The 21,283-nt window shown below is 46.8% G+C and carries 14 protein-coding genes; 6 read left to right on the plus strand and 8 right to left on the minus strand.

What is annotated here, in order from left to right; translation table 11 throughout:
* Nucleotides 1–52 precede the first annotated feature (52 nt).
* Nucleotides 53–2,689: a TonB-dependent receptor gene (locus L5M29_RS01295; protein ID WP_263165780.1), complete on the minus strand. Its 2,637-nt coding sequence runs from the start codon at nucleotides 2,687–2,689 to the stop codon at nucleotides 53–55.
* A gap of 342 nt (nucleotides 2,690–3,031) precedes the next feature.
* Between L5M29_RS01295 and L5M29_RS01300 the strand changes: the two genes are divergently transcribed.
* The 3 genes from L5M29_RS01300 to L5M29_RS01310 all read left to right on the plus strand — a co-directional run bounded on the left by L5M29_RS01300 (nucleotide 3,032) and on the right by L5M29_RS01310 (nucleotide 5,683).
* On the plus strand, nucleotides 3,032–4,159 hold the full coding sequence (locus tag L5M29_RS01300) for a polysaccharide deacetylase family protein (RefSeq protein WP_263165782.1): 1,128 nt from the start codon (nucleotides 3,032–3,034) through the stop codon (nucleotides 4,157–4,159).
* 213 nt (nucleotides 4,160–4,372) lie between these two features.
* Nucleotides 4,373–5,149, plus strand: coding sequence for a hypothetical protein (locus tag L5M29_RS01305; RefSeq protein ID WP_263160695.1), 777 nt, complete (start codon nucleotides 4,373–4,375; stop codon nucleotides 5,147–5,149).
* Nucleotides 5,150–5,278: 129 nt separating this feature from the next.
* Nucleotides 5,279–5,683, plus strand: coding sequence for a DUF3224 domain-containing protein (locus L5M29_RS01310; protein ID WP_113941065.1), 405 nt, complete (start codon nucleotides 5,279–5,281; stop codon nucleotides 5,681–5,683).
* A gap of 265 nt (nucleotides 5,684–5,948) precedes the next feature.
* Here the strand turns inward: L5M29_RS01310 and L5M29_RS01315 are convergent, their stop codons facing one another.
* Nucleotides 5,949–6,503 carry a BON domain-containing protein gene (locus L5M29_RS01315; protein ID WP_105249747.1) on the minus strand — a complete coding sequence of 185 codons (555 nt, stop codon included), beginning with the start codon at nucleotides 6,501–6,503 and terminating at the stop codon, nucleotides 5,949–5,951.
* A 276-nt stretch (nucleotides 6,504–6,779) separates the two neighbouring features.
* Nucleotides 6,780–7,235, minus strand: a complete 456-nt coding sequence (locus L5M29_RS01320) for a hypothetical protein (protein WP_028760642.1) — start codon at nucleotides 7,233–7,235, stop codon at nucleotides 6,780–6,782.
* Between the two features lie 246 nt (nucleotides 7,236–7,481).
* On the opposite strand from L5M29_RS01320, the gene L5M29_RS01325 reads away from it, so the two are divergent.
* The 3 genes from L5M29_RS01325 to L5M29_RS01335 all read left to right on the plus strand — a co-directional run bounded on the left by L5M29_RS01325 (nucleotide 7,482) and on the right by L5M29_RS01335 (nucleotide 10,924).
* Nucleotides 7,482–8,852 (plus strand): sigma-54 interaction domain-containing protein, encoded by a 1,371-nt coding sequence (locus tag L5M29_RS01325; protein ID WP_263165784.1) that lies wholly within the window; start codon nucleotides 7,482–7,484, stop codon nucleotides 8,850–8,852.
* A gap of 109 nt (nucleotides 8,853–8,961) precedes the next feature.
* Complete coding sequence (locus tag L5M29_RS01330; RefSeq protein WP_263165786.1) at nucleotides 8,962–10,038, plus strand: major royal jelly family protein; 1,077 nt, start codon at nucleotides 8,962–8,964, stop codon at nucleotides 10,036–10,038.
* A gap of 226 nt (nucleotides 10,039–10,264) precedes the next feature.
* Nucleotides 10,265–10,924 (plus strand): hypothetical protein, encoded by a 660-nt coding sequence (locus tag L5M29_RS01335; protein ID WP_263165787.1) that lies wholly within the window; start codon nucleotides 10,265–10,267, stop codon nucleotides 10,922–10,924.
* Nucleotides 10,925–10,974: 50 nt separating this feature from the next.
* Here L5M29_RS01335 and L5M29_RS01340 read toward each other — a convergent pair whose 3' ends face one another.
* From L5M29_RS01340 to L5M29_RS01360, 5 genes are all read right to left on the minus strand, one after another.
* On the minus strand, nucleotides 10,975–12,654 hold the full coding sequence (locus tag L5M29_RS01340) for a diacylglycerol kinase family protein (RefSeq protein WP_263165789.1): 1,680 nt from the start codon (nucleotides 12,652–12,654) through the stop codon (nucleotides 10,975–10,977).
* A 144-nt stretch (nucleotides 12,655–12,798) separates the two neighbouring features.
* Nucleotides 12,799–12,993 (minus strand): hypothetical protein, encoded by a 195-nt coding sequence (locus L5M29_RS01345; RefSeq protein WP_028760637.1) that lies wholly within the window; start codon nucleotides 12,991–12,993, stop codon nucleotides 12,799–12,801.
* Nucleotides 12,994–13,017: 24 nt separating this feature from the next.
* Complete coding sequence (locus tag L5M29_RS01350) at nucleotides 13,018–13,194, minus strand: DUF1328 family protein (RefSeq protein ID WP_028760636.1); 177 nt, start codon at nucleotides 13,192–13,194, stop codon at nucleotides 13,018–13,020.
* A gap of 355 nt (nucleotides 13,195–13,549) precedes the next feature.
* Nucleotides 13,550–15,196, minus strand: a complete 1,647-nt coding sequence (pfaD, locus tag L5M29_RS01355) for an eicosapentaenoate synthase subunit PfaD (protein WP_263166091.1) — start codon at nucleotides 15,194–15,196, stop codon at nucleotides 13,550–13,552.
* Nucleotides 15,197–15,312: 116 nt separating this feature from the next.
* Nucleotides 15,313–21,264, minus strand: coding sequence for a beta-ketoacyl synthase N-terminal-like domain-containing protein (locus L5M29_RS01360; protein WP_263166092.1), 5,952 nt, complete (start codon nucleotides 21,262–21,264; stop codon nucleotides 15,313–15,315).
* Between the last annotated feature and the right edge of the window lie 19 nt (nucleotides 21,265–21,283).

A 21,283-nucleotide genomic window follows, 5' to 3' on the forward strand; every position in this document is an offset into this window, starting at 1 on the left:
CATTATCAACGCAAAAAGCCGACCCTAAGGTCGGCTATGCTGTGACTTAAGTTTAGAATTTATAGCTGGCACCGACGAAATAACGTGAACCAAATTCGATGGTATTTTGCGTCAATCCGTATTTAACATCATAGGATTGCACCACTTCATTGGTTAAGTTAACCCCTTCGAGTGAAATATCTAAGTTCTCCATTGCATGCCAAATAATCGAGGCATCCACTTGTTGATAGCTGTCGTTTAACACGTTTTGAATGTTACCTACGCCTAAGTATTCTGAACGCCAGTTATAGGCGATACGGGCGCTGAACAGATCATCTTCGTAGAAGAGTGAGCCGTTGAAGGAGTTTTCTGACACACCTTCAATCATCTGCTCGGTGCCATCGGGGCGCGTGCTCTTACTGTCCACATAGGTGTAGTTGGTTAAGAAGCCAAAACCGCTTTCAAAGTTATGTTGTAGCTGGATTTCAAGCCCAGTCACTGAGCCGCTACCGCCGTTGGCTGGGGCTGTGACACGGCATTTATCCCACTCGGATTCTGACGCGCCGCAACCTTCGATATATTGCGTCGACTCAGTGACAAACACTACGTTATCAATATCTTTGTAGAACAAGGCCGCCGACAGCATAGAAGATTCAGTGAAGTACCATTCGATGCCAAGATCGGCTTGATTCGCCTTATAGGGTTTTAAATTTGGATTACCGCCGGTCGCAGTACCAAAGTTTTTCGCTATCGCTAACCCAGGTTTAAGATCGCTGTAGTTGTTACGTGCCATCACAGCAGAGGCCGAGGCGCGTAGGATTAAATCTTCTTGCAGATCGAAGGCGACGTTGATACTCGGTAACCAATTATCGTAATTAACGGATTCATTGTAGGGTTTGCCATCGGCAAAACCGGTTGAAGTTTGGTCAGTGTTAACGTAGCGCACGCCAAAGTTACCACGGTAGAATTCGCCGCTGAAATCCGCTTGGGCGTACAGGGCCAACATATCCTCTTCGACAGTGAAGGTGTTACCGAGATCGGCGACTTCCACTAACTCGCCATTGGCGTATTTCTCGCTGATAAACGCCCACCATTTGTCTTCATCTAACTTGGCATAGGAGTCGAGCACATTGCCGCCGCTCTGGGAATGCAGGCCAGACAGTACGCCATCGCTCCAGTTGGCTAGGTTGCCATTAGGCACGAAACCTAGGATTTCTGCGGGGTTACGATTGAAGGCATTGCGCTCGAAATCACTGGTGTTGTACTTAATCCCGACTGCAATTTTATTAATAAAATCATGCTCGAGTTGATATTCGAAGTCAGACTGGGCGTAGGTGACTCTATGATCTTGCACTGTGGTTTCGTAGTTGGCTTCCTGCGCATGTTTGAACTGGCTAGCATCGTTGGCATCTAGGCTCGTGAGCATCACTTGATAGGGACCTGTGGCATCGTAACTAAAGCCACCATCGACACTGCCTTGACCATTAGGGAAGGCGGGATCGCCAATTTTGCCGCCTTGATCCGTCGCGGGGATCCACCAAGAAGATGAGCCGCCTTGGGTGCCGCCATCTGAGGTCGATTGGCCAATGACGCCGCTAAGGGTGAAACTGTCCCCGACGTATTTTCCGGTTAAGTTGAGTACGTCAGACTTCATATTAACCGCGTGGCGTACCACAGGGTTATAAATAATCGACGCATACGCTGGCAGAATTGTTGCCGATGCTGTGCCGCCTTGGGCGTTATTTACTACGTTGGTGGAGCCCGAACCGCGGGCGCCAACGGTTAAGAAGTTATGGTTTACGTGGGGGATATCGAGTTCAAAATTAAAGTAATCTAAGGTGAACTCTGTTTTTTCAGTCGGTGCAAATTGCAGTGTGACTTGGGCACTGGTCCGTTCGCGTTCGGCCCTAAATGCCTGTGAGCCAATCCCCCACGCCCCGACAGTTGATTCTTGGTCTTGTGCAGGATCGGCAGCGAAGTATTCATAATAACCGCTGAGCGATTCTAATACATGCCGACCACTGGTGAGTTTTTCTACTGAGTAAGCGCCTAAAATACCAAATTTTTCATCGTCATTTTTCCAGCTTCCGACGAAAGATCCACTCGGATCTGTTTCATCGTACAGGCTGCTTTGGCTCAACTCACCCGCCACTTGGTAAGTGTGAGCATCGAGATCTAAGGGCTTACGGGTTTTTAGATCGACAGTGCCGCCCAGCGCACCTTCTTCAAGGCTAGCGGTTGGCGTTTTGTGGACTTCAACCGCACTGACTTGCTCGGCTGACAATAATTCCATGTTGAAGGTACGAGTGGCAGGACCAAGATCATACCAAGAGGTGCTCGCAACGGTTTGACCGTTCAGCAAAATACGACTCTGTTCTGGCGCTGTACCACGAATGGTGACCCCACTCACTTCACCGTATTGCCTATCGACCGTCACCCCAGAAATGCGCTGCAGTGCATCACCGATGTTTTTATCTGGAAACTTACCTATATCTTCCGAGGTGATGGCATCGACCGTGGAATCGGCGAAGCGTTTGGTATTCATTGAGGCTTCAATCGAGCGACGTATGCCGCGTACTTGGATTACCTCAATATTTTCTGCAGTTGCCTCTTGTTGCTCCGCCGCGACTGCGGTTGAGCTCATCCCGAACAAGGCGTTAGCGATACATAATGCGAGCAAAGAGCTCTTAAATAGTTGACCTTCTGACATGTTATTGCATCCCTGTAGTGCTTTTATGTTGTTTTTTTCCCCAGTTAACTTACCTGTTATCGAATTGTTGATGCGGTACTTTTCACACTAGGATTGGTATTTTTCTATTGTGTTTAACGCGAGGGCGGCGGTGATTTCAACTTGAGTGGTGATGGGAGATTTATCGACTTAGCGTAGAAAAGTATGGCTTGTTGCTAGGATGGTATAACTAACGCTGGCTAGATTACTCACTATAGATAAGCCGAGCGAATGAGTGCGAGACTGTGTGCGAATTGAGATGCATGGGCGTTAACTCATTGCTTTTTAATCATTAGCCTCAAACATTATCTATAGGATGAGATCATGAAACTGAAATCGATAGCCGCCGCAGTTGGACTCTGTTTAGCGAGCGTAAGTCTTGCCCACGCCAGCGATAAAACCATTTACCTTACCTTTGATGATGGTCCAATTGACGCGACCTTAGGGCTGTTAGATGCGTTAAAGGATGCCAATATTAAGGCGACGTTCTTTATTAATGCGTTTCATATGTATGGCGAAGGGGATGAAAACGAGGCGTTAGCGGCTGTCGCCCTACAACGTTTGCTAGACGATGGTCATATTCTGGCAAACCACAGTTACGATCATATGCTGCATAACTGCACTGATGGCGTGCAATCTGGGGCGGCATATTGTAATCAAGTTGGACTCTGGCCGGTAAAATCCTATCAAGATGCGGCCACCGATTTCACCTATTTTGTGACGAACACGGCCAAAGTGGTTGAACTTATTCCTAATGCCGCCAGTTATCCCAATAACAAGATGACTAAGTTGGCACGTTTGCCTTACACCAATGGTTGGCGAGTGACCAGTAAACTCAAAGGCGACGGCTTGTGTGCGACATCCGATACTGTGCCGCCTTGGGACCCTGCTTTTGCTTGTACCGCCGAAACCTCTACCAACAGTTCGCAAGTTGCGGTGCAAATTCAAAACATGCTCGCCGAGAGTGACTATAAAATATTTGGTTGGGACTTTGATTGGGGGCCTGAGGATTGGGGCGTGGCTTTTCCCGCTGAATCTATGGCTGATGGGGTTGAGCTGGTGGATAAAATCAATCAAGTGATCAATACCTGTGCGGGCACCACAATGAACCCTCTTAACAGTCGTACGCAGAACTTAGATTGTAGTGATGGTTTACATAACGGGAAAGTGGTTATCTTGACCCACGACTTCTTGTTTGAGAATGCTCACCGCGGACAAGGTGCAACCATCAACTTGCCTAAAATTAAGCGTTTTGTTGAAGAAGCTCAACGTCAAGGGTATCGTTTTGATACGCTAGATAACTATGCCCCTGCTTGGCAGGATCAGCATAATTATCAACTACCTGAGTTTGTGTCCTATCAAGATAAAATCTATTCCTTAGTGCAAGCGCATTTCTCCCAAAGCAATTGGCAACCAAGCCAAACCCCAGCCTTGTGGAAAAACGAAAAGTAGTGATGTATTGGGCTGAGTATTTACTCGGCCCATCATATTGGTCGAGTAAAAGGCATGTTGCTGAACTTAGCCTGACAAAATTCAAAATAGCGGCATTTTTTACACTTTACCCACTTCGCTTTAACTCAGTATCTGTAATACTGCTCCGACATTGATTTGAAGTTTATCGGTGTTAGAAAAGTAGCGCATAACGAGCGCGATTGGGGAGAGAAGATGAGTACGTTTGTAAAATTAACCATAGCGGCAACCTTAGTGGTATTAGCCTTACTTGCTGCGGGTATTTACCGTTTCAACATGACCAATGATGATATTTATATGGTGATGGAAGATGGACAGGTGATGCAATACGATGAAGCTATGGCGCATGAAAAAACTCAGGCTCAGGCGAATGAGATCGAAACTGTGACACCTTTTGAGGTAAAGCCTGTGGCGAATGCATCGGAAGTGATGCTTAAACTCTTTAGCTTAAATACCGCCAATCCTGTTGAAATAACGCTGCCTGAGGGCGGCAAGTCCGTTGCACTGACACATTTTATTAAGATCAAGCAAACAGAGTTTGCTATGGGCGATTACCAAGATGGTGAGGTAAAAGGTCGAGCATTACTCGATTACTTGCGCATTACACCGTTAAATTTCGATCCCGCTCTAGAGCCGGACACCCAAAGTGACGCACCGATTCAAGATGATCCTAAAATGCAAACTATGCCCTTTGTGGCGCCCTTTATTGTGACGACTCAAGGTTCGGGCGTATTTTGGTATCTTGGATTGTTTAATCTGGATTTTAAACACAATAGCTTGAAACACTTAGGCAGTGTCATGCTTGGCGATCGAATCGAGGTGGATAGTATTGAACCTGTTTATCCTTTTGAAGCCCCATTTAAAATTGCTGTGACTTATCGTGATAGAGCGTCTGACCAACCCATGTCTGAAACCCCTGAAATAGTCAAAACCATAGAGATGATAGTGAGTGAGACCAGCATACATAAGTAACGTGTAAATGCCATTATGGATCTACGTAGGCTTATGCTAAGTTGTTTTTCGGTCTGTGGGTGATGTTTGCTTCAGTAGCAAGCGTTAGCAGGTAATAGGTCAGCATAAGATTTCGACAAGGAGAGTGTCATGCAAGTTAGCAAAATCACTGGGAAATTTGATGTTAAGCTCACTCCTGATAGCCCCTATGCTACTGGTATTGGTGGTGTGACGTTAGGACGTATGGGCTTAGATAAAACCTTTTATGGTGAGCTTGAGGGTCGCAGCAAGGGGGAAATGCTCAGTGCTATGACGTCAGTCAAGGGCTCAGCTGGCTATGTGGCCATTGAACAAGTGGTTGGTAATTTGTGCGGTAAGCAGGGCAGTTTCGTATTACAACATTTTGGCATTATGACCGATGGACAAAATCGTCTGATCTTAGAAGTGATACCCCATTCTGGGGCGGGGGAGTTGCAGGGGTTAACTGGCACTATGACCATCAATATTGAGAATGGCCAACATTTTTATGCATTCCAGTTTGGCTTTGAAGCTTAGTTTGACTTTGAAGCTTGAATAACGCCTGCGTTTTAGCTCAGTTTTCTGTAACTCTTCTCCTTTATGATCATTCGAGTCATCTTAATTCACCCTTCTTAATTTAAGCGAGTAAGTCTTTTCGATTGAGTCTGAAAATGGACATAAAAAAACCAGCCGAGGCTGGTTTTTTGATTCTTTTTCATAAAGCACTATCGAACCTTGAGTCTAGATCGGCGTGCTGTTACTTAAAATACGTTTAATTTAAAAAATGCCGTTGTCGCGAGAGTTAAGACACTTTTTTAACAACTTTAATTTTATCAACGACCTTTTTCACATCGTCGGTATTTTCGGCAATTTTCAGTGCTAGTTGACGTTCGGCATCGCTGGCAACTTCACCTTTCAATGTGACTATGCCATTGGCAACATCCACATTAATTTGGGTGCCGGATACGTCAGTTGAAAACAGTAAACGCGTTTTGATGACTGTGGCAACTTTAGAGTCAGTTAAGGTGGCAACAACTTCACTGGTGCCTTCTTTTTCATTCATCACAGTGAGTTGGTTATCGACATCTTTCACCCCATCTAAGCTCTTGATGAGCTCTGTGGCGAGGGCTTTATCCACACTGCTTTCCACTTTACCTGTTAATGTCACTTTACCATCTTTGACATCTGTAATGATGTCGAAGGAATTGAGATTCGTGTTGAGCAGTAAAGTGGTTTCTGCTTTACCATCGATCCACGCATCCTTGGTTCCGCCTTTCCAATCTTGGGCGGCGGCCACATTTAAACTGATTGAACCGACAAGTAAAGCCACTAGTACTGATGCTGTTGTAGTTTTCATAATCATATCCTCCGTTGTTTTCTCGAAGCTAGATAATGCGCCAATCGTGCCAATGTTTTTAAGGTAATGATTTTTAATGTTTAAATTGTTTTTTCTGGCGTTTTTATACCTTGGCATTTTCCTTTAGGTCGGTCTTTTTTACCGACAAAATGTAATTTTTTCTGGCATGCTGAGCCATCATTCGAGCATAAAAAACCGCACTCATCAGTGCGGTATTATGTCTGTAGTAAAAGTGGAGGGGAGTCGGTTAAATATGGCTCACTTAGCGACAGGGAATTAATGGTGATTGAGCGATCCCGTACCGTCGTAACTCATTTGCAGCCAAGCGGCACCCTCTGCAAGTTGGTTTGCAAGTTGTGGCTGATGCGCTTGCCTTACTGCTTGTTTTATTTGGATTAGCACTTGCTGCTCTATGTCGACAAGAGCGGTCATTGCCTGCGAAATTTGGCACTGTTGCAGCAATTCTGTTGCTTGAGTATAAGTGACGGGCACGGTGTGACTTAGGCCATTAATTGGCTCGTCAGCCAAACGTCTCAGCTGTTCAAACCGAGTTAACATTCGTTGGTGGATGTTAGCTTTGGCGGAAAAAACACGCTTAAGATTATAGTCTTCGACATACCTCCTCGCTTGGTTGTAAAATGTGAGTCCTTCCTGATTCAGCTTGATGATTTCATCGATCAACATGATATCGGCGCGGATATCAGTCTGATGTTGCACAACATTAGACTTCATTATGGGCCTCCTAATGCCAGTGTTCGACATAGATTGTTTAACTGCTTGGGTAAACTGATTTTGTTTCGTTCAGCTACCATGCATATTCTGTTCTCGTTTTTAATGATATTTTAACAGGCTGATTTTTAGACTGATATTCTCAGTTCATCGAGATATCATCTTAGAACATCGGCAACTATTACCGTTGCTGTTGTTAAAATTTCATGGCTGACATACAGTAGTTTTTCATACAGGGAGTAGATACGCATGGCTCGACTGACACTTTTTTATCACTTGCAGGATGTTGGCGCCGAGCAAGCAATCATCGAACTTGCTGGCGCTGCAGACTTTAATAAGCTACGCAGTGTCGATGACTTGCCTTGGATAGAGCAGCTAGGGGCAAATCACGTCGATGTTGCCATTATTGAGTTATCCAGTCTTAGTCGAGAAGATTACCTTGTGCTGCTGGATAATGCGGCCATGTCAAATATTGAGTTTATTTTTCTCTCCGACGGTCAGCCAAACCCTAATCTTGATCAGTTAATGTCTCATTTTGCTGGTTACCACTTTCGCAAACCTTACGATATGCCGCTAATCAGCGAAATTTTTGCTGATTTTGCACAGTATTTAGCATCATCGCCTAATCGACTGCATCCTTTTGCTAGCGAGCTAGACCAATACGGTTTGCTTGTTGGTTCATCAGCTCCTATGCACAAGCTATATCGCACTATTCGTCGCGTCTCTGCGACAGGCAGTAATGTGCTGATTATTGGGGAAAGTGGGGTAGGGAAAGAACTGGTTGCTAATACCATACATCTTGCCAGCCCTAGGGTGAACGAGCCTTTTATTGCGATTAACTGTGGTGCATTAAGCCCAGAATTGGTCGACAGTGAGCTGTTTGGTCATGTCAAAGGTGCATTTACGGGGGCGAATCGCGATCACAAAGGCGTATTTGAACAGGCTGAAGGCGGGACCTTGTTTCTCGATGAAGTCACCGAAATGCCGATTGATCATCAAGTGAAGTTACTCAGAGTGTTGGAAAATAGCGAGTATCGTCCTGTGGGTGGCGACAAAGTGCAACGTGCAAACGTACGTATTGTGGCAGCGACTAACCGTGATCCCAGAGTGGCGATAGAGGCTGGGCAATTTCGCGAAGATTTGTATTTCCGTTTGGCCCAGTTCCCTATCCGCGTTCCGCCATTAAGGGAACGTGGCGATGATATTCTCGGGCTAGCGCAGCATTTTCTTGCCTATCGTAATGTGGCCGAAAAGCAGAATAAAAGCCTCGCTGAAGACAGTGCGCAGATGATTGCGGCATATCCTTGGCCAGGGAATGTGCGTGAATTAAAACATGCCATTGAGCGAGCCTATATTCTGGCCGATCAGGATATTTTACCCAGCCATTTACAGCTACCTCAGACGAATGAAGTGGGTTTATGTGGTGGTGAACAAGTTGTTATCCCCCAAGGCATGCGCTTAGATGATTTAGAGAGAATCGCTATTTATCAAGCACTAGAAACCACTCAAGGTAATAAAACGGATACCGCCGAACAACTGGGGATCAGCGTTAAAACCCTCTACAACAAGCTCAGCAAGTACGAGCAGCAAGTCGAGACCGGTGAAACGACTGCTGAATAAACATTAATTATCAAATTAATATTGAAACAGAGCTAAGTTTTATACTCTTTTTTTTGTAAATAATAACTCCTATTCTACAGCCCTTAAACAGAAAAAGCGGAGATAGAATATGAAACACTTATTAACAACAGCATTATGGCTTTCTTTGACAGCCAGTAGTTTTGTAAACGCCACCCCAGCAGTAGGAAGTCTTGAAACAGTCGCTGAATTGCCAATACGACCTGGCAATGTCAGCGTCACTGCACAAGGTCGGATTTTTGCCACAATACATCCATTTGATACACCATCAGGTTTGCAATTGATTGAAGTTAATCGTGAGACCAACGCTTATAAAGCTTGGCCTTCAATGGATTTGCAAAAAACATCGGCAGCCAATACTGCTCAATTTGATACCTTATTAGGTATTGCTCAGGACAAGGCTGGACACCTCTGGACCGCAGATATGGGGTTAGAATTAGGCCAGACAAGGATTTGGGGATTCAACATTAAGGACGGCAGTCTATATAAACAAATCGTCCTACCACAAGCTCTCGCGCCTAAAGGCAGCTTTATGCAGGATCTGGTGGTCGACTCTCAAAAAGGCTGGATTTATTTAGCCGATATCGCCAACCCTGGCCTCTTAGCGGTGCGTATCGACGATGGTCATACAATACGTTTTTCAGGTCATAGCTCGCTGCAGGCTGAAACGGATGCAGTAATGAACATAGATAACAAAACAACATTGTTTAATGGCAAAGTTGCCAGTGTAGCGGTCAATCCAATCAGTTTATCTGCCGACGGAAGTACACTCTATTATGGTGCAATGAATGGCACTCACTGGTATCAGTTATCGACTGCGGCTTTACAAACAGGCAATAATGATAAAATTATCGCCACGGTAAAATTAGTCGGAGCCAAGCCAGTATCAGATGGCGCAGCAACGTCCAAACAAGGTAATCATTACTTTACCAATTTGAACCACAATGCCATTTCCATGCTAGATAACAAAGGCACACTAACAACAGCGGTCAGTTCTCCACTACTGGATTTTCCAGATAGTGTGCAATTTGGTGAAACAGGCTGGTTATATATTTCAGTGAATCAATTGCATAAAGCAAAAGCCTTTAATGGAAAAGCCGAAACAGCCAAACCGCCTTACCGCATCATGCGACTCTGGACCGGTGAGGATACTGCTGCGGGTCAATAACACCTTAGCTGCAACTGCAAAGTTGCAGCTTATATTTGCAGTATGAGTTATATCGCAACTGTTATTTACGTTGATGTAAGTCTTTGGTTTAACTCGAAAGCGTCTAGAAATGAGTTAGGTGTTGATTGTGCAAACTATCAATGCCTCTTATTGTGACTGGCACAGGTCAATATTGAATGGTGAGATAATTTTTGGAACAAGGAACAAGGAACAAGGAACAAGTTCAGTGAAACTCAATCAACCTTCTAAAAATGCATTTTATATTCAAACTCTGAGTACTCAGTACCGACCTCTATTATGGCTGTTTGCTGCTGGGTTATTACTGCTTGGTTTACTCTGCGCCAGAGCAACCTATTTACAACCCGATCCGATACTACAGCTCGTTCTCGGCTGGGTAACACTGTTTCTATTGTTACCCGTGTTACCGACTGCGTTTGTTCGGCAACAGTGTTGGTTAGATGCTGAGCAACAGCAATTGTGGCTCGGTAAAGGTTTCTTCAATGGGAGGTATATGGGATTGTGGCGGTGGCGTTCCTATGCCTTTTCGGACATCAAAGCAGTGCAACTTTATCAGCTGCAAATCACCCGCTGGCATCAGATCAGCCGCAATCGCCAAGCGGAAGATACTGTCCAACATTATCTGGCTTATTTAGAATTGCACCAGCCCAACGGTGCTCAATTGATATTGGGTGACAGTACTGATAGAAAGGAATTACAACAAGTTCTACAGCAATGCGCGCAGGCAATAGACTGTAAATTTCAGGATTTTAGTAACACCACTCAAAAATCACTTCCCAAAGGTAGCGAATTTAATTTCATGCGGGTACTGGTTCTGCTGGTTATATTTATTTTGTTGAATATTTTATATTTTTTGTTCGTTCTATAAATGCTCAGTCATCCAGCCTAAAAAGTTAGGCTGGATGTCCTCCACAACGATCACTCATCTTGCTCAGTGGTTTCCTGATAAGGAACAAACACTTTAAGAGATGCTGGCTGGACTTCTATAGTGAGATCCGCTGGCTCAAATACTTCACCATCAATCACATATTTACACTTAGGCTGGCTACTGATAGTGACCTTTTTAGCATGGGCATGATGGACTTTACTTGCACTCGCTTGTTGATCTCGCACACTCTTATTGCCTTCTTTTACCCATCCCGCAATCGCTAATTCAGCGAGGCTAAGCAACTGCTCTTTGGGTTCATCGCCAGCATCCAGCCAAGTAATGTCGAGCAAACCGTCGGTCATGTTTGGTTCGCCATCGCCCTGCGCCAACACGCTGGTAAACGGTGCGGCATTGGCAACGATTAGGCTATGGGTCGTCAATGTTGTGGGTTTTGCATCATCTAAGCTGAGCTGGATGGTTAAAGTGATATCGGCATTCACTGCGCGCCATAAGCCATCGAGGTAGGCAAACTGGCCGAGAGCATTTTTACGCTCACGGTTTGCGGATTCAATCATTTGTTGCTCAAACCCTATGCCCACAAGCAACAACACTAACGCCTCATTACAACGCGCGGTATCAATGGCTTGGCAATGCCCTTGAATAATATTATCCAGCGCCTGAGAGATAGGAATAAGCTTACTGCCTAAACCAAAGAGGGCATGGCTGAGAGCATTAGTTGTGCCAAGAGGAATGATGCCTAAGACGATATCCGTATCAACGATTTGAGAGGCCACTTCAGTCACAGTACCATCGCCACCACAGGCGATAATGATATCAGCGCCTGCATTACGGGCTTGCTCGGCGAAGACATTTGCGGTTTCGTCTGCTGTTGTGAGTTTTAAAGTCAGGTCAAAATAGGCTTTGAGTTCATCTTGGATTTGCTCGCTGTATTCTTGCCATTTCCCGCCACCAGAAACTGGGTTGGCGATAATCCACGCCACTTTGTGGATGTTAATTTTCCCTTGACTAAGCATGCGATCGAGCGCGCGTAATTGCCATTTGTTTAAGCCAGCGGTTTTGCGGATTTGCTTTATCTGTTGCAGTACTTCGGCGAAGTACTGTTGTTTATCTTTACAAACCAAATAAGCGGCGAGTACCAGCACTGAGCGGCCACGACCCATAGCACAGTGAATGAGTACCTGTTTATTGGCGCGCACTTGGCGGTGCAGCCAGTTAACAGCTTGATTGAGTTGGGCGCTGGTCGGTACGCTATGGTCGAGGATGGGAATATTTAAATACTCGATATGATCTTCAAATTGCGACCAATCTAAGCCATCAAATTCAGCGGTGACATCCAGAATGGCAGTGATCTTATTGGCTTTAATCTTTTCCAGATCTGCGGAAAAGAGTCTACAGCCGAGATACAGATGTTCATCAATCCTTTGCATGGGCGGTACTGAATCGTATTTTCTGGCCCAGTGGTTATAGAGTCGACAGCCTAATAAAAAGGGAATAAAACCCCAACGAATATACCAAGGAATAGTGCCATCTTGGCGTTTTCTAAAAATACTGGCGAGATTAAACCAATAGGCGGAACCGACTAAAAACAGTGACAGACTTGTCCATGCACAAATGAAAGTGAGCAGGGGAGAAGTGTCTGTTACTGCAAAATAGGCTAACAATACTGCACCTGCAGTGTACAAATATTTGATGTGGATCTTCGTTAGCATGCAAGTCCTCCAATGCCATTGTTCTTGGTTAAAATCGTTGCACTTGAATGGATAGATGTCGAGATGAGAGATGCAGAAATGAGCGAGTCTAAACCAAAAGGGTGGCAGTAGACGAGTCTATTGCCACCCTAAAGTCAGGTTTGTTTAGCACTTAGTATCTTTAGCTTTAACACCTTCTTTGACTTCTTCACAGGCATCTTCGATGGCGTTACCTGTATCAGTCATTACTTCATCGATTTTTTCGCCCGCGTCTTCGGCTTTGTTATCACTACAGGCCGTTAAACCTAGGGCGAGTAATAATGCGAATGCTGCACTTGTCATCAGGGTAAATGGTTTCATATCTATCTCCTTTTCTAAAAAAAATTATAGTCGCGGTGATTTACCCTTAAGGGCATTGATCAGCAGAGAAATCACTAATAACACAATAAATATGAAGAAAATGATTTTCGCTATTCCCGCCGCTGCGCCAGCAATCCCAGCAAATCCTAACAACCCGGCAATCACGGCAACAACTAGAAATACTAATGTCCAACCTAGCATAATAACCTCCTGCCCTTGTATTAATCCTTCTCATGACCGTTTGTGTCACTTGTAAGGTAACGGCTAATGGCTCTTACTTGATTGCGATCTTAATGCCAACTTTAAAAATTTTAAGTAGTTAATTGATTTTAAATATAATTTAAATCATTTTATTTAAAATGGTGTGAGTGAATTAAAAGAGGGGTAGGCAATTTTTACCTAAGCTTCGGTAAGAGTTTCAGCCTAATACGTTGAATCAAAGACTGTGAGCTGATGTCGTCCATAAGTAAAGACAAATAAAAGCCGACACTGTGAGTTTGTGTCGGCTTGAAGATATTATGATCTTATAATACAAGATGATATGAGCTAAATACGTTTAAAAACGATTTAATGGTTTCCAGCGTTGCAGGCTAACTGGAATGCTCGCGCCTTGGGATAACAGCAGGTTAATGCGGGATTGATATGCTGCGCCCACCATTAAATGTTTGGCTAAATCCACCGCATTACGGGCCTTATAGTCATCTAAATAACTGCCTTTGGCCCACGCATTAAATGCGCCGAGCGCTGGGCCTGCCCAAATTTGGTAATCCATTTCGCGGCCGATTTCGCCTGTGTTTGACCAGCGGCTAGACAGACCCAAATACCAGCGGAAAATCAGCGCCATCTTACGTTTTGGGTTATCTAGTGCACGCTCGATTTGCTTAGGATCGCGCTCGTTAAAGTGGGCGACAGTGCCCGCCCAAATATCATCGAGTGATGAACGGAACACTTGCTCTTCGAGCTTTTTACGCTCGTCTGCAGGGATGGCATCAATCGAATCGTAACGGGTGTAGATCTCATAAAGCTTATTGGCGCGCATCGGGAACAAAGTACCGCGCTTAACCACTTGTAATTTCACGCCCATTTCGAACATATCGGCGGCAGGCGCCATAGTCACATCGGCCATTTCTGTGGTGGCGAGTAACTTACGGGTGTGTTCGCTGGCGCCCGCTTCGACGCAAGCTTGGTTGATAGAACCTGTGACGATGAATGCCGCACCCATGTTGAAGGTGGCTAATGCTGCATCGGGTGTGCCGACGCCGCCGCCTGCGCCCACACGGATGGGCGTTTTATATTGATACTTAGCTTGGATTTCATCTTTAAGCGCCAAAATCGTCGGTAATAGCGTGACGAGTGGACGATTGTCGGTATGGCCGCCGGAGTCGGCTTCGGCTGTGATGTCGTCTGCCATGGGCACCAGTAATGCCATCGCCATTTGGTCTTGGCTGATAAGACCGTCACTCACTAATTGCTGGAGGATTTTGGCCGGCGCCGGCTCCATAAACTTAGTCGCGACTTCGGTGCGGCTGATTTTGGCTATGACTTTGTTGCCAATGACGATGTCGCCATGTTCGTCGCGGCTCAAACCCGCCGCGCGGTAATAGACGATTTGCGGCGTTAACCCTAAAAATGCCGAGGCTTCGACCGTGCGCACTTTATGTTTTAAGAACAGCTCAACACTGCCGCGCTCTAATGCGGGCTCGCTTGGGCTGTGAATTAAATTAAAGGCGTAAGGACCATTGGGTAGCGCCGCTTGAATGCGAGTAATGGCCGCTTCAACGCGGGATGGGATTAACCCCGCCGCGCCAAACGAACACAAAATGCCCGCTTGGCCCAGCGCGATAACCAGTTCTTCAGAGGCAATACCGTTAGCCATAGCGCCAGCGTAGTAAGCGTATTTAACCCCGTGTACGCGGCGAAAATTACTGTCGCCTAAACTTTGGGTGCCAAGGGCGGGCGCAAAGGCGCTGACGGGGTGTGAGCCTAGTGGCGCTTGGCTGTCGCTTGTGGTGATTTCGGCTGTTTGCGCTATGCCTAAGCCTTTTTCACTGTGATTCACTAAGTAACAGGCTTGGCTTAAATCTTTGAGTTTTTTGCTTAATGCGTCGATATCAAAGCACAGCTCTGCATCGTTGACTTGCCACGGCCAAGGGCTGAGTTTTTCGTTATTGCTATTGAATTGATCTAGAGTATGGCTAGTCATAGGTGTTCTCATGTTATTTGTGCCGCCTTGGTGATGTGGATAGCCAAGGCGGCGCAACTATTTGTTATTCGTTATTCGTTATTCGAGATTAGCGTCTTTCTAACAGCGTAAACTCGCTAGGCTTCTTCAATACAGATGGCGATATCTTTAACTTCATAAATCCGCAGGCCATCTTTACTCAAGTTGGCATCGCCCATAATGATGCATTTGCCATTGTCGTCTGTCACGTTGGTAATGTGTACATCTAGCGACATCTGCTTGTTTAATGGGTTAATTTGGCCGCGATATTTCCATTTGATATCCGATAAAATCTGCCCAAATTTTGGATTTTTAAAGCCAGCGCCAAGGTCTTGGTCAATCGCATAGGTTTGCATCAGCTCGATAATGGCTTCAACCCCTAAGGAGCCTGGCATTACCGGATCTTGATGGAAGTGGAATTGGAAGAACCAATCACTCGGGTCAATCGTGCGTTCGGCGTATAAATAGCCAAGGCCCGCTTTACCGCCAGCTTTTACTATGTCGGCCTTGTCGATAAAGTTAAGTTGACCGCCCGCTAAACGGTAATGCGGCTGACCTTTTGGTGCGTTAAAGCTGCGATGCTGTTTATCTAACAGATTGATTTGGCTATCGGCGGCTATACCATTTTGCACATGCCAAGGCTGTGTGGTCTTGCCGTTGTCTATGCCGAGTTGGTTTTTCAGCGCATCGCCCTTGAAGTAACCAAATACCGCTTTACCTTGGTAGAAAGGCTCGCCATCGCAGCTTAATTCAAAACTGAAATTCTGAATGATGTTGCTGCCAGCAATCACAGTCGATAATAAACGTGAGTCGTTCACTATGGTTTTGCCGCGTAAATCCACATGGCGCAGCAGCTTACCGCTACCGTCCAAGTTGCGGAAAAATAGCTCTTGGCCGGGGAAGCCCAAGGTGGTGCCCATATAGCCCGAGATAAAACCGTTTGGCTGCAGTGATATTTCCATCAGCACAGAATAGGGCATCACGGCGTGATGGCTGTTTTTATCGTAATACCAAGCAGTTGCAGGCACTTCGTATTCAGCGATGCAAGATGATGGCTTTTTCAGTTCGCCACGTTTGCCGTCAATGGCAATGACGCGGGTGGTCAGCTGTAAATCACCGCAAGGCGTGCGCGGTGGAATTAGGCCGCGATAGATGCTGAAATCGGGGCCGAAGCAGTTTTCGATATCGCCCGTGGCAAATTCGAACATGTGGTACGGCGTGAACGGTAGGGTATCGGGCACGCGGTTAGCATACTTTGAATCCGCAGGCGCGACTGGTGCGCTCACATGCTTAAGCGGCACTACGCCTTTATTGGTTGGCGCAGTTAAATCAGGCAGCTGCGCCATTAGCGGCGCCGCTAAGGATGTTGGTGTTGTCGAAACAAGCGGCGCAGCCGAAACAGCATTTTTAGCTACATTTCTAGTCGTATTGTTAGCTGTGCTGTTGGCATTATCCGCGAGGTAGCGGGTGCATTCGGCTTCTTCTTTGATCATCACCCCAAGGTTTTGGAAATCCACGACCACTTTGCCATTGAGCAAAATATCGATATTCGCCTTAGCATACGGGCGCGGGCTCATACCGATTTCGGTGATTTCCATGCGATAACTGAGCAGGCCAGATTGCGGCAAAACTTGACCGCGACAGCGCACTTTTTGTGACGCATTTTCTAGCGGTTGGAAACGACCGTCTTTTACACCGAGGTGCATCCCAATATGCAGCATAAAGAATTGTAGTAATTGACCACAGCCTTCGGCCATTAATGATCCCGCCATCACTTGGTCGCCCTTGAAATGACACGGGAAATACCAATGATCAGCTTCGAGCTGCTTATGGCCTTGAACTGAGCCTAAGCCCCACGCGCCGCCATGCACCTCAAGATTGCTGACCAGTTCAATCATCAGGAATTTTTCGGATGCAAAACATAAAGAGGGCTGCAAACCGTGTTGGGCTTGATGCGCCGCATGGGCACCGCCAAAACAGCCACCGATATCGGCGCCGAGCAGTTTATGGATTTGGCTGTAATCAAATTGGCTTTGTGCGCAGTTAAGCAGCGGATTAAAGCGCGGCTTATTCGGATTGTTCAAGGCAAGGTTGCGCGCTTTGATTTCAGCTTCGGTGTGAATAACACCTTTGCCGTCGGCCAGCTCTTTATCGGTGAAGAAGCCGGCACAGCCGCCATCCATTTTCAGGATCAGCTTGTCGCCCACGAAACATTCGTAGGAGAAGAAGAACAACAAGGTATCGCCATTGCGGGCAAAGTGATTGATGGAAATATCGTAGCGCAGGGTGTCGCCACCGCGCGGTAAGTCGCCAAGGAAGGTCAGGGTGCAATCGAGCAGGCGATACACGCGCTCGCCTTTATTTTCAAAATCGATACCTAAGTAGCTGATCAGCATCAAGTCGCATTGACCCGATTCGACCGCCACGGCCCAAGGGATTTGGCCATCGACCAAATACGGCGCGTCCACAGGAATGTCGTATTCCGTGGTCATAGTGCAAGGCTGATATTGGTTCATCTGGGCGTTTAATTTCGTTACCCGAGATACCAGCAAATAGTCAGTCGTTGGCAGGCGTACACGACGCGAATAGCTGTCGATAATGGCGTAATCTGGGCCAAATACTTTAGCAATATTACCTTCGGCGTACTCGACTAAATCTGCATAATCCCAAATGCAAGGCTTGCTTATCGGTGTTGGCGGCGTGTACTCAGGCACTTTTGCATGATTGGGAAAAAGCACAGGAGGTGGAAGAACCGCTGTCGCAGATGCCTGAACAATGGCTTGCTGTTGTACTGGCGCAGCTTGGCCATTGACGGCTAACTCGCTGGCAAGCTGGGCTTTCATCAAGGCATCGGCCAGTTTCAAGCCTTCAGCGCGACTTTGCAAAAAGGCTAAATGCGCCTCTCGGGCGAGTTGCTGATTGCTTAAAAATGCCGCGTCTTTTAGCTCTGCTTGAGTGGCGTTGTTATTGGTCGTGCTTAGGGCATTAATTGGCATGCTGCTTAATGTCTCTTTTTGTTGAGCCGTGGTTGGGCTGCTTGTTGCAAAGCTATTCGTGTCTTTGCTCGCTATTTGGGCCAAATGTTTACGTTGGCTGCGCGCTGGCAGTGCTGTCATGGCTCGGGCTTTTTGTTGTATAGCATCAAGGCCTGCGAGCGGCGTATCCAGAATATGCTGATAGATATCGCGGCCACCGAGTGTCACTTGTTTTATTAAGTGTTTTTGCTCAGAAAGCGTTAAGTCTTGATCTAGCCTTTGCTGCAAATTGTATGCTTGCGTGGCACTTTGGCTGAGCAGTAACTGCGAGCATTTACCTTGGCTAAACGTGGCAACGAGCGCGTGCTGCTGAGCTTGAGAAGAATGCTTGTTAAGTTGCGCTTGATTTTTAAGCTGCACCTGATTTTTAAGCTGAAGCAGCGCGCTCAACATGCTCGCCATTCCCGCCGCAGCAAAGTTGTGGCCTAGGGTATCAGCGGCTTGGCTGCGCTGGTTCACACTCGGCAGCAGGGTATTGAGTACCAACTCTGAATCGTCAAGTTGCTCAACCGCAATACTGGTTTCAATCAAGCTAATCTGGCTGCTATTCACCTTGGCTTGGGTTAGCAAGTCATCGCAAATGCGCGCTGTGTTGCTATTACCTTGTATGTCACAAATCGCGCCAAATACTTGGCCGCTGATGTGACCATAACTGTTGCCATAGCTGCTATTGGTATTAGCATTGTCAGCGGCATTACTTGGCTGGGCTGCACTTGATTGCGCTGTTGTGAGCACTAACGCGCCAGCACCTTCACCGACTTTCCAGCCTGCGTCAGTGGCAGTAAATGCCACTGGCGATACGGCGTTTTTAAGGATGACTTGCTCTAGACTGCCGCTTAAATCGACGGCGGCGATCACTACGGCATCTAAGGATTCTTGGGACAACAGATTTTCGGCCACATCGATACAGCGGGCGACCGATTGCTCCGCCGCCGAAATGGTAAAGGCAGGGCCGTTAAAGTCCCAAAGGGATGCGATACGTGACGCCATGATGTTGCCAATAAAACTGGTATATTGGTTCAGTTTGGCGGCATCGAGCACACTGTCCATGGCGATTTTTTCAAGGGCGAGATACTCAGCTTGTGTGAGTGTTATTCCTTGTTTTTTAAGGCTGTCTGCCAGTTGAGTGTGCAGGTTCACCCTGCCACGGAACTGGTGCAATTCAAGCTCTGTTTCCATCGCCACTAATACAGCAACCTTGCCGCCGGGCTTTAAGTTCGCATCGCGAATCGCTTCATCGGCCACTTTGATCAGCAGCAGTTGCTGGGAGATCAGGCGGTCATCTTCATTGGGCGGCACTTTAAAACGCAGGAAGTCAAAATCGAACTGGTCGATATACGCGCCCTGTGGTGCGGCTGCGAGGCCAGTTCCGCTTAAACCAAAGTTGGCCAGAATATCAGGGTGTTTGTCTAAGCCTTTCCAGCGTTTAGCGGGCAGCGGGATAAAGGCATGCTGCTTTGCGCTTATCGTGTTATCCAGTGCATTAATGGAGGATAAAGGCCCGAAGTGCGATGCTAAGCCAATGATATTTAATGGCGTGTGCTGATAACTTACAGTAGCTGCGGGGTGTTCACTCTTTTTGTTTGTATTGGCAGCATAGGATTCCAGCAACAAATGCGCGTTACAGCCGCCAAAACCAAACACGGAAACACCTGCGTGACGGCGGTCATTGCCGGCTTTATCGGGCCAAGCATGCAATTCTGTTGGCAGATTTTTAGCGCTAAACAAGCCCTTAGGCGAGGATATCGGCGCTGATAAGTTAATACTTGGCGGCAGTCGACCCGAGCGCATGGCAAAAATCATCTTCATGATCCCCGGCATTCCTGCGGCTGTGAGTAAATGGCCAAGATTAGATTTTGCCGAACCGATCAGCGGCACTGCAGAGCCCGCGAGTTTGTCCTCGAAGAAGCGCTCCATCGAGGCGAGTTCGACCTTATCACCGAGCGGCGTGCCGGTGGCGTGGCATTCAATCACTTCGATATTGGCAGGCTGAGTGTTTGCCGCGCTATAGGCGCGCTCGAAAGCTTGCACTTGGCCCTTGCTGTTGGGGCTTAATACAAACTGGCCTTTACCGTCGTTCGACAAACCAATGCCGCTGACGACGGCATAGATGTTATCGCCATCGCGCTCGGCATCTTCTAAGCGTTTTAAGACTAAAACCCCTGCGCCTTCTCCGGCGAATAAGCCTTTGCTGTTGCTATCAAAGGGCGCCGAAATACCGTGATCTGGATAGGCGTGAAAAATCGAGAATCCCATGTTGATAAAGAAGGGATCAGCGCCCGATACTGCGCCCGCAAGCATCATATCGGCCTTGCCTGTGGTCAGGTAATCGCAGGCGAGTTTAAGTGCGTAAACCGAGCTAGCGCAGGCGGCGTCCAGACTTAACTGAGTACCACCTAAACCGAGTGCATCGCTGACCAGCTTTGAAGCTGTGTGGGCAACGGCGCCATTGGCGACGATTAATACTTGCTCGACGTTTAACGCTTCTCCAGCGTGAGCTTGGTTAAAATCAGTCAGTTGAAAAGCGCTTTGGTTAAGTTTGTTTTGCAGCGCCTTTTCAACGGTTTGATGATACAGAGGCAAAAATAATTCGTTGGATCGGGCGGTCGGGAACGACAAGGTTCCCATCACGATACCTGTGCGCGCCAGTACGGTATCGCTTGGGACAATCCCGGCGTCTTGAAGGGCTTTGCGACTGCAATCGAGTGCCCATAAAAAGCTTTCATCTAACCCGTCAAAGGCGGACTCAGGCAGTTGATAACCCTTGGCATCAAACTCAAAGTGTTGGATATAGCCGCCTTTATCACAGTAAAAACGGTCAGATTGCCCCTGAACACCTTGGTAATCGGCGGGATTGGCATTGAGCTTTTCGCGACTGATTTGGGTGCGAGAGTCTTTTTTATCCAACAGATTTTGCCAGAAGGTTTGTGGATTATCGGCGTCGGGATACTGAGTCGCGAGGCCGACAATCGCAATTTTTGATGCGCGGTTTGACGCACTTTTTGACAAAATCATAGGCACGGTAGTTTTATCA

The organism is Shewanella sp. SM95 (assembly GCF_025653595.1).
GTDB lineage: Bacteria > Pseudomonadota > Gammaproteobacteria > Enterobacterales > Shewanellaceae > Shewanella > Shewanella oncorhynchi.

Bases quoted from the DNA above. Each gene is read 5' to 3' on its own strand.
- L5M29_RS01340 (WP_263165789.1), bottom strand. From the start codon at position 12,654: ATGCTAACGAAGATCCACATCAAATATTTGTACACTGCAGGTGCAGTA.
- L5M29_RS01350 (WP_028760636.1), bottom strand. From the start codon at position 13,194: ATGCTAGGTTGGACATTAGTATTTCTAGTTGTTGCCGTGATTGCCGGG.
- L5M29_RS01300 (WP_263165782.1), top strand. From the start codon at position 3,032: ATGAAACTGAAATCGATAGCCGCCGCAGTTGGACTCTGTTTAGCGAGC.
- L5M29_RS01325 (WP_263165784.1), top strand. From the start codon at position 7,482: ATGGCTCGACTGACACTTTTTTATCACTTGCAGGATGTTGGCGCCGAG.
- L5M29_RS01305 (WP_263160695.1), top strand. From the start codon at position 4,373: ATGAGTACGTTTGTAAAATTAACCATAGCGGCAACCTTAGTGGTATTA.
- pfaD (WP_263166091.1), bottom strand. From the start codon at position 15,196: ATGACTAGCCATACTCTAGATCAATTCAATAGCAATAACGAAAAACTC.
- L5M29_RS01310 (WP_113941065.1), top strand. From the start codon at position 5,279: ATGCAAGTTAGCAAAATCACTGGGAAATTTGATGTTAAGCTCACTCCT.
- L5M29_RS01315 (WP_105249747.1), bottom strand. From the start codon at position 6,503: ATGAAAACTACAACAGCATCAGTACTAGTGGCTTTACTTGTCGGTTCA.
- L5M29_RS01295 (WP_263165780.1), bottom strand. From the start codon at position 2,689: ATGTCAGAAGGTCAACTATTTAAGAGCTCTTTGCTCGCATTATGTATC.
- L5M29_RS01320 (WP_028760642.1), bottom strand. From the start codon at position 7,235: ATGAAGTCTAATGTTGTGCAACATCAGACTGATATCCGCGCCGATATC.
- L5M29_RS01330 (WP_263165786.1), top strand. From the start codon at position 8,962: ATGAAACACTTATTAACAACAGCATTATGGCTTTCTTTGACAGCCAGT.
- L5M29_RS01360 (WP_263166092.1), bottom strand. From the start codon at position 21,264: ATGATTTTGTCAAAAAGTGCGTCAAACCGCGCATCAAAAATTGCGATT.
- L5M29_RS01345 (WP_028760637.1), bottom strand. From the start codon at position 12,993: ATGAAACCATTTACCCTGATGACAAGTGCAGCATTCGCATTATTACTC.